Genomic DNA, 12409 nt, shown 5'->3' on the forward strand with positions numbered 1-12409 from the left:
AAAAAATAGGATGCGCAAAAAACTGTAGTTTGGAAAACTTAATCCGTTACTTCTGGAGATAGAAATTTATATACCAATCCGGCAATAACAGCTCCAACAATTGGTGCAAGCCAAAAGAGCCACAATTGTCCAATAGCCCAATCACCGGCAAACAATGCCTGACTAGTACTTCTGGCAGGGTTCACAGAGGTGTTCGTTACGGGAATACTTATCAAGTGTATCAGTGTTAAACAGAGACCGATGGCCAGACCGGCAAAACCTCTAGGTGCCTTCGTATAGGTAGACCCGAGTATGACGAATAGAAAAATGAAAGTCAGTACAATTTCTGTTATCAAGGCCGAGGTCATTCCGTAGCCGCCGGGAGAGTGTTCCCCATAACCGTTGGCTGCAAAGCCTCCTATTTCAAACCCAGCTTTTCCAGTAGCGATCATATATAAAATCGCTGCTCCTGCAATACCGCCCATAACCTGGGATAAGATATAAGGGACTACATCCTTACCTTCAAAGCGCCCACCGACCCATAGCCCAATAGATACTGCTGGATTAAGGTGGCAACCAGAGATATGTCCTATGGCGTAAGCCATGGTGATAACGGTGAGACCAAATGCTAGGGAAACTCCCACAAAACCAATTCCCAATTCTGGAAACCCTGCGGCCAATACCGCACTTCCACACCCGCCTAATACAAGCCAGAGGGTACCAATAAATTCTGCTGCTAATTTTTTCATTTCTTAAAGTTTAGGTTAGTAATACTTCATCTATATAGAGATGAAAACCATGTTTAGGTTTTAGAAACGTCAATGTCATAAAAGTCACATAATCAGAGACTTTATTATTATCATACTTCCTGTTATACTAGAAAATTAGAGGGCTGGCCAATCTTTTTTGTCGGTATTTGTAAATAGGTATTGTTACGCTTTCTCCTGATAATCTAATAGTTTCTGAGGTCCTTCTAGTAGCACTCGAACTACTTTTAAGGTTCCGTCCACAGAGGTTTCTATATGCCATTTGATAAGTGAAATCTGGCCATTTTCAATCTCTATTCCAGTTATGCTTCTTGGGTGTACGCAGCTACCGTCGTTAAAAAAAGGAATGTCGCCCGGCTCGGGAAAGCGCGGTCTATGGGTGTGGCCTACGATGGTAATGAGTAGGTTGTTCTTTAGAATCCAACGTTTGATCCTACGCTCCAATTTAATTAGTTCTGTGTAATTTTTAGCCGGACTAGTGGGGTCTGCGATGCCCCAAACTTGTAGTGGTTTCCAGAGTACGCGGACAAGAAAGCGTCCCCAGCGCCAAAATCTATAGTTCCACCAATCGGCTTGGTGACCATGAGCTAAAAAAAGCTCTTGTCCGGTAGTGCTATGCTTTAGGACTATGGCTTCGTTATAGGTGATTCCTTCAAAAAGTTCTTTGTCGGTATCATCTATAGGTTCAAAATAACTGGACAGGTGCTTGTCCACATAGGTTTTATCTTTATATACCATATCATGATTGCCCCATATCATGTGCAACCGTTTATCCAAGTGGTATTTTCTTAAAAGTTTGAAGACGTTTTTATGCGCCTCGAAAATTGATTCAAAATAAACGTTTTCCCAGAGTTCGTCACCATCGCCTAATTCACAATATTGAAAACCCTCGTTATAGTAGTGGTTTAAGGCATGAAAATAGATGTTTCTATTATTGGCAAAATCATCTGCAAAACTGTTGTCGCCGCGATGACAATCACTAAAAAGGATGAACTTAGAGCTATCGTCGAACATGATACGTTTAGCGGTGGTGTAGGCTCTTGAAAGTCTATGTGCTGACGACATTTGGCGATTTTTTTATAGTTATCAGAAAAAGAAAAGATATCTGACTATGAAACTTTTAACATAAAACTACGTTTAGTTTTGTAATTTTATTAGTGTTTAGAAGACAAATATAGGTATGATGAAGGGTAAGGATAAAATAATGCCGATGAAACCGCTAATTAGTTTTGATAAGCTACTTAGGCATTATGATGAAATGCAGGAAAGTGAAGATAGAATTTTAGCGACACGTGCCAAGGAAATTCTAAAAGCTCAAGAACCTTATCACGAACTAAGGGATGGTTTTCAGGACATTGCCTTATTGGAAGAGCATAAGGATGTGATCGGTCTTATACTTCAGGATAGCTTTTCACCTGTTCTAAGTACAAATGAGATAAAAGCAGCTTCTTTACCCTATTATGATATATTCTTTAATTCATCTAAGCGGTTTCAGAAAATAATCAATGAGGCCGGTCCTGGTTTTGAGCCAAAAATTAGAAATCAGGAGGAGGGTATTGATTATATTATGGGTTGTATTGTAATCCTCAATTTTCATTACGGCTTTCACTTAGATTTCAGTAGACCTTTTTTCTATGATATTCCTGATGCCACTGGCGTAATGCATCATTATCGGATTCTGTACAATGCAGATTTCCTGGAGTTGATTCCCACGAAGAAAGCAAAAAAGATAGAACAAGAAGACGTTGATGAACTTTTAGAAAATCCTAACGATTTAAAACTATGGATGGAGAAAATACCGCCAGAAAGTTTTATATCCAAAGGATTTGTTATTTCCAATATGTTCGATGTTACAGCCGAGCATTCAATTTCTGAGATAAAATCAGAACTTATTGCCAGTGATAAACGCGGTAGCGATAATTTTATGAACGATTTGCAGGAGACGTTCCGATCGTTCTTCAAATTACCTAATATTAAGGTCGGTTTTGTAACCTATAACTCCAAGGACGATCAATTTGAGCCTGTCTACGGGAAGGGCGTCTCAAGCTTTATTCTAAATGGTCAGGATGCCAAAGTTTGTAATGAAGCTTTATGCCAACAATCGTATAGTAAACTAATTCAGGACAATACGTATTTTGCTGTGGCAGATGTATCCAAGTACCATGAAAAATATAATGGTATGGATCCGTACGGGGGCTTGGAAAAACAAGGAATAAAAAGTGCAATTTTTGCACCCATTGCATTCAATGGGGAATTACTGGGTGTTTTAGAAGTAGTTTCTACCAAGCGAAATGTTCTTAATGGAGTCAATGCCAAAAAGCTAGATGATGTAATGCCATATATCGTCTCTGCTGTGGTGAGGTCTAAAGTTGAGGAGGAGAACCTGATTGATGCCATCATACAGAACGAATGTACCTCCGTGCACTCTTCTGTCTATTGGAGATTTCAAGAAGAAGCAAAATATTTTATAAAAGATCAGTTAGAAGGTAGGCAGCCCTCATTTAAGGAAATCGTATTTAAGGAAGTATATCCCTTGTATGGGCAGATTGATATAAAAGATTCTTCAAAGGCCAGAAACGTTGCCATTCAGCGAGATTTAATGATTCAACTCTCTCAAATAAACGAGGTTTTGGAAAATGTACTCAAGAAGTATAAACTTCCGATTTACGAGGAGCTAATGTTTCGTGTAGACAACCATTTGGAGAGTATTAAGGAGATGTTATATACTAATAGCGAACAGGCTATTTTTGATTTTGTGAAGGAAGAAATCGTTCCGGTATTTAGTCATCTTAAAAAATCGGACAAGGACATCTCAAAGCATATTCTTGCTTATGAGGCCAATATTGATATGGGTACGGAATCCTATTATGACCATAGAAAAAATTACGATGAGAGTGTAATGCTCATCAATAAAAAATTAGCCTCGGTTATAGATAAAAAACAGGAAGTCGCCCAAGAGATGTTTCCTCATTATTTTGAACGTTATAAAACGGACGGTGTTGAGCATAATATGTACATTGGTGCCTCTATTTCCGGTAAGCAAGATTTTAATCCGCTGTATTTGAATAATTTAAGGCTATGGCAGCTGCAGGTGATGTGTGAAATGGAGAACACCCATTATGCGTTAAAACCAGAGTTGTCCGTACCATTGGATGCCACATCTTTGATACTTGTTTATAATACCTCTCTTTCTATACGCTTTCGTATGGATGAAAAGCAGTTTGATGTGGATGGTACTTACAATGCGCGGTATGAGGTCATTAAAAAACGAATTGATAAATCGTTCATAAAGGGGACTAATAATCGTCTGACGGAAACAGGCAAAATGGCCATAGTATACTCGCAGAAAAAAGATGAATTAGAATACCTGCGCTATATCAAGTTCCTTAAGTCTAAAGGGTATTTTACGGATAATGTTGAAATCGTAGAATTAGAAGGATTACAGGGTGTATCTGGATTAAAGGCCATTAGGGCAGAAATTCTCTACAAATCTAATGAAACTCCTGAGAAGACTTATACCTACCAGGATTTAATGGATACCTTGAAAGAGTAACCCTTTTAGGGTAATAAATTTGATACTCTATCCGGACCAAAAAATTTAAAGGCAACGGCAAAAGCAATAACCGATATGATCATACCTATCATGAATATGGTATAGGTCCATCGTAGAATTTTATATTTTCTGTTCAACACCAGTCCCAAGAAATATAAATCCTTTGTTAATGAGGAGTATATGTATTCCTTGTCCTTTACGAGTTCATTAATGGCCCATTCATACTCGTCTAACTTCATTTTGTGAAAGTTGCCAAAGAACAGGAGGTTTACTTTTTTATCCTTTACATCTTGTTTGGAAAACTGTCCGCTGGTTACGTTTGGTCTAGTCGCTAGAACGGCTAAAACCATCGAAACTACACTAAAAACGATAAAAATTACCGTTGGATAAATTAGATAGGTATTAGACGGATTGTCCAGTTTGGGAATAAGGTTAGATAGTGCTAAGGAAATAATTATTGCATTAACGGATAATAGAATATTTGCCTTCGTATCGGCAATATCACTTAGGGTAATATGGTTCTTTAAAGTTACCCTGAACAAGGTTTGAATACCACGGTCAGGACTTTCGCTTTTGTATTTTGCCTTGAGCGCCTCTTTTTTTGCAATTTCCTTTTCGGATTTTTTATCCTTTATAAGACGCCTTAGATTTTTATCTTTTCCCGCTTGCCAATTCTCTTTTGCATAATCGGTATAAAAGCGATGTTCTGTTCGGAACATTTTAATATTTGCGTCCAACCATTCTTTATGATTATAATCTGCGATGCCCAAAAGTCTTAGTTCTTCTCGAAGTAAGTCTGACGTTTCTAGATAACTTTTTTGAGCAAAGTGAGAAGCATCGGCATCCCTGAGAATCTTTTCATGAAGGGTCTTTGGTTCCGCATACCTTACGGTGGCCATAATACAATTTCCGATTTCTGCTATCAATTTAGGGTCGTAATTTTCTTTCGTTAAAAAAGCTTTCGCAATTTCACAACTTCGCTCCTCGTGCTTTTCACTTCCCTTTGTGTAACCGGTATCATGCAACCAAGCAGCTATTTCAATAGCCTCTTTTTCCGTGTCCGATAGAGAACACGAGTTCAATAATTCTTTAGTACTTTTAACAACGCGTTGGGTATGCCTTAGATTGTGATAAAGATAATTGGGATTTAGTTCGTTCGTCAATAAATTTACAACGAAACCTTCAGTTTTCTTTAGGATACCTGACATACATATGTAATTAGAAGTATCCAAATTACGAAAATTTGGACATAAGGTCATCTATATGAAAAAATTTTACGCTTATCTCTTACTCGTCTTTTTTTTTACGGGTTGTGCTACATACAAGTCTAAATATGTAGACCAGAAAGATGCACAGGATATCAGTGATAATAAGAAGGTTGCGCATACTTTTTATCTCATTGGTGACGCTGGGCTATCGCCCATTGGGGGAATGAATCCTGCCCTGAAAATTTTTAAGGAAAGACTGGACGCAGCAAACGAGAACAGTACGGCAATATTTTTGGGAGACAATATCTATCCTGCAGGTCTGCCTGATCCCAAAGATTCTACAATTGCCTACAGGGAAGCCAAAAGCCATTTAGATGCGCAATTAAAGACATTAGAGAATTATAGGGGTAAACCCATCTTTATTCCCGGAAACCATGATTGGTATACTGAAGGATTAATAGGTTTGGAGCGAGAGGAAAAGTATATTCAGAAAGCCTTGGGTGATAAGGATGCATTTTTGCCGCAAAACGGGTGCCCCATTGAGACCGTTGAGATCAGTGATAAAGTGGCCCTTATTGTTCTGGATACAGAATGGTATTTGACCAATTGGGACAAAAGACCGGATATTAATGACAAGTGTGAAATAAAAAGTAGGGCAAAATTCTTTTTGGAACTAGAGGATGCCATTAAAGACCATAGGGGTAAGACAACCATTATAGCAATGCACCATCCTATGTCTAGCTATGGGCCACATGGAGGCCAATTTTCCTTTAAAAAACAATTTTATCCTAAAAAATTACCGGTTCCCGTGCCTGTTCTAGGAACATTTATCAATGTCTTGAGAATAACTTCTGGTGCCTCCATTGCCGATTTACAGAACAAAAGATATCGAGATTTAATTAATAGGGTAACCACCTTAGCGCAATACTCGGATAAGGTTATTTTCACTGCAGGACATGAACACACCCTACAGTATATCGTTGAGAAGAACACACCGCAAATAGTCAGTGGTTCCGGAGCTAAAAAAGGGGCAACTAAATTATTGAACGGTAGCAAATTCTCAACAGGCCATATGGGTTATGCAACCTTGGAAGTTTATGGGGACGGTTCTTCTCGCGTACGGTTTTACGGAGTAGATGAGAATGACCAAGAAGAGTTTTTATACACCTCCGCCGTTTTACCACCAGATAATCCAGAACTGGAATTAAATTATCCCAACTCGTTTCCGACGCAGGTAAAATCGTCGGTCTATAAAGAGGAAGAAATAGATAAGAGCAATTTCTTTAAATCCATTTGGGGAGAACGATATCGAAAATATTACGGGACTAAGGTCAGTGCACCAACGGTTTTATTGGATACCTTATATGGAGGACTCGTTCCAGTTAAAAAAGGAGGTGGACACCAGTCTAAATCTTTGCGGTTACGCGATAAAGACGGAAAGGAATATGTGATGCGCGCACTAAGAAAAAGTGCAGAACTATACCTGCAATCCATGGTTTTCCAGGACAATTATTTGCTTGATGATTTAAAGGAAACCTATACCCAAGAACTGCTCGAGGATTTTTATACAGGATCCCACCCTTATGCTCCTTTTACCATAGGAAAATTGTCCGATGCTGTGGGAATTTACCATACCAATCCCGTGTTGTACTACATCCCGAAACAGAATGCTTTAGGGAGTTTTAACACCAGTTTTGGTGATGAGTTGTACATGATAGAAGAACATGCGGGTGACGGACATGGAGATTTAAAAAGTTTTGGTTTCTCAAATGAGCTTAAAAGTACAGATTCCATGTTAGAAGATTTAAGGGATGATGAGAAATACGGAGTAGACCGGGAAGCATATATCCGAGCGCGACTTTTTGATATGGTCATTGGTGACTGGGACAGACACGTAGATCAATGGCGATGGGCGGAATTCAAGGAGAAAAATAGAATTATCTATAGACCTGTTCCCAGAGATCGGGATCAGGCATTTTCTAAAATGGGCGATGGTGCTTTCATGAATGTTGCTACAAGGATTATACCTGGCCTACGTCTCATGGAGGGTTTTAACGAAGAAATCAGGAGTGTAAAAGGCTTTAATTCTTCTCCAAAGACCTATGTGCTAGACTTGGCCCTTTTATCAGGGACAACCAAGGAACAATGGAGAACACAGGCGAAATATCTAAAGGATAATTTAACGGATAGTGCTATTGATGAGGCCTTTTTGGCCTTTCCTGATGAAGTAAGGGACGAAACCATTACCATGATAAAACGTACCCTCAAGGCAAGATTATCAAAAATCATAGAGACTTCAGATGCTTATTTTAATATTTTGAACAAGTATAGTGTGGTCACCGGAACGGATAAGGATGATTGGTTCGAAATTAATCGATTAGACCAAAATAGAACCGAGATAAAAGCTTTTAGGAATATTGATGGTGAAAAGAAAAAGAAGTTTTTCGAGAAAATATATCATACGGATAATACCAAAGAGATTTGGGTCTATGGCCTGGACGATGATGATATTTTTGAAGTAAATAATACAGCTGGCCATGGTGGAATCAAAGTACGGCTTATCGGTGGACAGAATAATGATATTTATGAGGTAAATAATGGTAAGGGTATTGCCATATACGATTACAAAAGCAAGTCAAACACCCTTAAAAAGGTTAAAGGAGCTAAAGTTAAGTTGACCGATGATTACAATGTAAATACCTACAGACCATTGAACATTCGTAGTAGCGCCAATCAACTGTTGCCCACTATTGGGTTTAACCCTGATGATGGTATTAGAATTGGATTTTTAAACACCTATACTTATAATGGGTTCAGGCAAAACCCTTTTACACAACAGCACACGATAGGGGCTTCGTATTATTTTGCTACCAACGGCTTTGACCTTGGGTACACAGGCGAATTTGCTGAATTGTTCGAGAATTGGAACTTGGAAATAAAAACTAGGTTCACAAGCCCGAATTTCGCAGTTAATTTTTTCGGATTTGGAAATAACACGGAAAACCTGAATGACGATTTTGATTTCAATAGGGTAAGGATTCAAAATTTTGAATTTACACCTTCTTTGGTGTGGCGGGGCCAGTTGGGGGCTAAATTTAAAGCGGGACTCTCGTATGAATCTATAGAAGTAGAAGAAACGGAAGACCGTTTTGTGAATACCTTTTACCAACAGAATGGAGAAGAAACCCAGAACGATTTTGTCGGTGTACATGGAGAATATACCTATGAAAATAGGGATAACGCAGGTTTCCCAACTATGGGGATGGCTACTTCGCTACAATTTGGATTCAAGGATAATGTTAGTTTAGAAGGGGAGAACTATGGTTACGTGATTCCTAGTATATCTTTTGATTATAAATTGACACCTAATGGAAGATTGGTGTTGGCTACCAAATGGAAAGGGCATTTTAATATAGGGAACGGTTATCAATTCTATCAAGGGGCTAGTATCGGGGGTATAGATGGTCTTAGGGGATTTAGAAACCAACGTTTTACGGGTAAAACGGCTTATTATCAAAATACCGATATTCGTTTTAGTCTTCGAAAAATGCGGACAAGGATTTTACCAGCTTCTCTTGGATTATTTGCTGGTTACGATTACGGACGGGTTTGGTTTCCAAATATGGGTTCTAACCGCTGGCACACTTCGTACGGTGGCGGTTTCTTCCTAAATGGGTCAGATATTTTAAACATAAATCTCGCGGTTTTCAATAGCGTAGACGGGGCAAGATTTACCTTTGGACTAGGTTTCGCTTTCTAACATTGACCTATTTTTCCGGTAATATGTAACGGTACAGATTTCCACCGTTACCATGCGAAACTTCATCGGATAAAAGCAAGGTTTGTTCGTTCAAGAAACAAACGGACTCTAATTGGTTTCTGGTCTCTAGATCTATTTCCTTTACAGTTCCCGTAGCGAAATCGTCTAAAAGAAAATCGGTGAACAGGAATAGTTTTCCGTAACTCAGGGCAACTATCTTTTTTCCGTCAGGTGATATGTCAATAGAAGTTATTTGGCAAGTTTTCCAGTCTTCGCATACCTTTATAGTACCTACTAACTTTGCCTCATATTTACCTTTTGAGTCAGGAACCGTGTAGATAAGGGCTTTTCCATTAAAGGGGTCCGTCCTGTTTTTAGTAACAATGAATAACTTGCCATTTCTATGAAAAATAGCTTCAGCATCATATAATCGCTCTGATTTTTTAGGAGGGAATTTCTTTTGTTCTGGATAATAAAATTTAATTTTTTCTGCGTCAATCTTATCTCCTGGTTCATCCTCCGGGTTCGGGACCTTGTAAATGACCAAGTCTTTTCTATCGTTATTATTATTTCCTATATCGGCAATATAGACGTTGTTCAAAGCGTCCTTGGTTAAATCTTCCCAGTCATTATTTTTGGCATTTTTCACCTTAAATGATTTGACAATATCCCCCTTAAAATTTAGTTTGTAAAGTTCATCTTTATTACCATTGTCCTCAACTACCCAAACCGTAGAATCTTTTATGGATACTATTCCAGAGTTTTCTTCTAGATTGCCGGGCAAATCGGCAACATAGACCAATTGCCCGTAATTGTTGCATCCACAAAAAATAGTTAGCAATGCTAGAAAAAAGAATGCTCTAGTCTTCATAAGTTTCTTCAATTGGGAGGTAAACCTCTGCTTTCCATTCTAATTCATTACCGCCCATATTGGGGTTATTGAAAAAATATTCGATTGGCGTTTCCTTTATACTTATGTTTTCGTTCCTTGCATATTTCAGTAGAGCATACCAAGCTCGGTCAGAAGTAATATAATTGCCATTGTATATAGCTTTTAAAGCCTTTTTTCCAAAAAAACGTTTGTATTTCAATTCAGGATACACAGGAAGATTTTCGGAACGCACTATGGGATAACAAAAGTTATAGGTAATACTATCATTGCTCATGTTCCAATCTACCACCTCTACAAAGGGCATTCCATTTAGCTGTACCTTGTTCTCACTTAGGATACCGTCTAATAACGGATAATTCAACATCATTCCGTTAGCTTTTTCGTACTGTGTGCCCTTGACCTGAATGTATGCACAGAAAGTACTTTTCAAATCTTCTTCACCGACAATTGTAACTTTAAATTTATTCAGATGTTCTTTGAGTTTGCCGCTAAAATCTAGAATGGATTTTCTTGTCCTCTTTTCAAAGTCGGTATCTACAAAAGGAATGAGTAGCTTATTGGTATAACTATGTATATCATCTCGCGCATAAATCTTTACTTTAGATACACTATCGTTGAGCATACTAATATTCCAATTATACGTATGCACTGAATCCGAGAACTTTAATTTTTGCTGGAACTCTGTTAGGCTAGATTGCACAATGGGAAACTCTGAATTTAGCTGTCTGTTCCATGTCTTCACCGATTGATTAATGGTACCGGGTAGCGCCTTAATCGTAAAGTTTACTTGGTAATCATGAGATTTAATAAAGAAATACCAGACTGCGATAATCAAAAGTATCCCAAAGACTGTGAGAATTGTTTTTTTCATAAGGGATGAATTAGGCAATGGCCTTAGCACTAGTTAGATGCTAATTTATCTTTTCTCATTCCTACTTTGTCTAGAAGTAGAGCGCCTATTTTTCTACCTTGGCCAACACCAACTTCAACCGCGGCCCTGTAGTGGATTCCACCGTACATTCTACTTATGGCGGCTTCATCCGCGGCCTTGTTAAAGGATTCAAATGTCCGGGTAGGAAGTCCGTAAGGTACTTCCGTATCATCCACAAAATTAAAATTATCACCAAAAATATCGGTCAGCACTGTGCCTGCTGCACCGGAGACTACGCTATGCCCGCTGGTGTACTCTGGGAACGGGGGCGTCTGCAGTATGGGTTTCCAACTATCGTCTATATGGGCGTTAATTAGTGTTTCCGGGCGTATAAGGTTACTCCTGTACTTTTCGTCCCAACAGCTTATAAAGGCATCAGCAATGGCCATGGATGTTTTGGTGTAGGCAAATAGCGTATCATCAAAATCACTTTTCGTTTTTCTACTGGCAATTTTGGTAATCCCGATCCAATGCGCTCCCGGAGTAATTTTTTTGGTAGCGAACATGAGATGCCCTCGAGTAACGGATACATAAGGATTACAATCCCAGAATTTAGCTATTTCTACTTCTTCTGAATCATCGCCATTAGCCGTAATTTCATTGCTGATATCATACACTTCCTGTAATTCTTTGTAAAAATCGGAGTCTTTCTCCATTGAAAAAGGAGGTGGTGGTAAAGGCTTGTATTGCGCTGCCGAATCTAGGAAAAATGGTCTTATCTTGTTCCAGTGCGGTTCTATACCATCCATATAGGCCGGTGGCGTTGGTTGCCATCTAGAGGTGTCGTCGGTATTAACAGTGAACTTGGGCATTGTTCTGGTCTGGCTATAGTTGTCCTTACTCATCCATTCCTTAATATGCTCGGCAACCTTAAGACCATAAGTTTTGGAAATCTCGAACTCTTCGTTGTTGGTAGAGGACCATTTCTCGTAAAGGCTGTCTTGCAATACTTCAAACTTGTCTTCGGAGAAAATTAAGGCTTTGCTGATGTCCATATGTGCTATTATAGCGGCTAATTTTGGATTTACACCGGATGCCGTATCTATAACAGGTACGGGCGTCAGTTCTTTTAATTGTCCCGCCAACGATTGATATTCAGGATTAACTTGAGCTATAATCTCATAACCCGCAACATTAGGATACGCAAAAATTCTACTCGCCACAGGAGGCGAGAAGATATCATGAATCATAATCTGTGTAACTTTATCTACAACTACGTGTAAATCTTCCGAGTCAACTTTAATGTTCTCTTTTTCCTGCGTACAGGAACTGAATAGCATGCTTAAGAGAATAAAAGGAATAATTCTGTTCATTATTTT

General features: G+C 38.7%; 8 protein-coding genes. 2 read left to right on the plus strand and 6 right to left on the minus strand.

Translation table 11 applies throughout. The features are described from left to right. Window positions 1–38: 38 nt before the first annotated feature. Window positions 39–728: an aquaporin Z gene (aqpZ, locus tag EJ994_RS15835; protein ID WP_126593372.1), complete on the minus strand. Its 690-nt coding sequence runs from the start codon at window positions 726–728 to the stop codon at window positions 39–41. A 183-nt stretch (window positions 729–911) separates the two neighbouring features. Then, complete coding sequence (locus EJ994_RS15840) at window positions 912–1811, minus strand: metallophosphoesterase family protein (protein WP_126593373.1); 900 nt, start codon at window positions 1809–1811, stop codon at window positions 912–914. A 139-nt stretch (window positions 1812–1950) separates the two neighbouring features. Between EJ994_RS15840 and EJ994_RS15845 the strand changes: the two genes are divergently transcribed. Then, window positions 1951–4299 carry a GAF domain-containing protein gene (locus EJ994_RS15845; RefSeq protein WP_410504184.1) on the plus strand — a complete coding sequence of 783 codons (2349 nt, stop codon included), beginning with the start codon at window positions 1951–1953 and terminating at the stop codon, window positions 4297–4299. A gap of 5 nt (window positions 4300–4304) precedes the next feature. Here EJ994_RS15845 and EJ994_RS15850 read toward each other — a convergent pair whose 3' ends face one another. Then, window positions 4305–5507: a Pycsar system effector family protein gene (locus EJ994_RS15850; protein WP_126593375.1), complete on the minus strand. Its 1203-nt coding sequence runs from the start codon at window positions 5505–5507 to the stop codon at window positions 4305–4307. Window positions 5508–5562: 55 nt separating this feature from the next. Between EJ994_RS15850 and EJ994_RS15855 the strand changes: the two genes are divergently transcribed. After that, a complete protein-coding gene (locus EJ994_RS15855) occupies window positions 5563–9267 on the plus strand; it encodes a metallophosphoesterase (RefSeq protein ID WP_126593376.1) in 3705 nt (1234 codons plus the stop codon). Between the two features lie 7 nt (window positions 9268–9274). On the opposite strand, the gene EJ994_RS15860 is transcribed toward EJ994_RS15855, so the two are convergent. From EJ994_RS15860 to EJ994_RS15870, 3 genes are read right to left on the minus strand one after another with little or no spacing between them, the layout of a single operon-like run. Next, window positions 9275–10138, minus strand: coding sequence for a hypothetical protein (locus EJ994_RS15860; protein ID WP_126593377.1), 864 nt, complete (start codon window positions 10136–10138; stop codon window positions 9275–9277). Further along, window positions 10128–11030 carry a GyrI-like domain-containing protein gene (locus EJ994_RS15865; protein WP_126593378.1) on the minus strand — a complete coding sequence of 301 codons (903 nt, stop codon included), beginning with the start codon at window positions 11028–11030 and terminating at the stop codon, window positions 10128–10130. Before EJ994_RS15865 ends, EJ994_RS15860 begins: the two co-directional genes overlap by 11 nt. A gap of 29 nt (window positions 11031–11059) precedes the next feature. Further along, the gene (locus EJ994_RS15870) at window positions 11060–12403 is read right to left on the minus strand and encodes a vanadium-dependent haloperoxidase (protein WP_126593379.1); all 1344 of its coding nucleotides are present in this window, start codon (window positions 12401–12403) and stop codon (window positions 11060–11062) included. Window positions 12404–12409: the final 6 nt, after the last annotated feature.

The sequence above is a fragment of the Maribacter sp. MJ134 genome, assembly GCF_003970695.1.
GTDB lineage: Bacteria > Bacteroidota > Bacteroidia > Flavobacteriales > Flavobacteriaceae > Maribacter.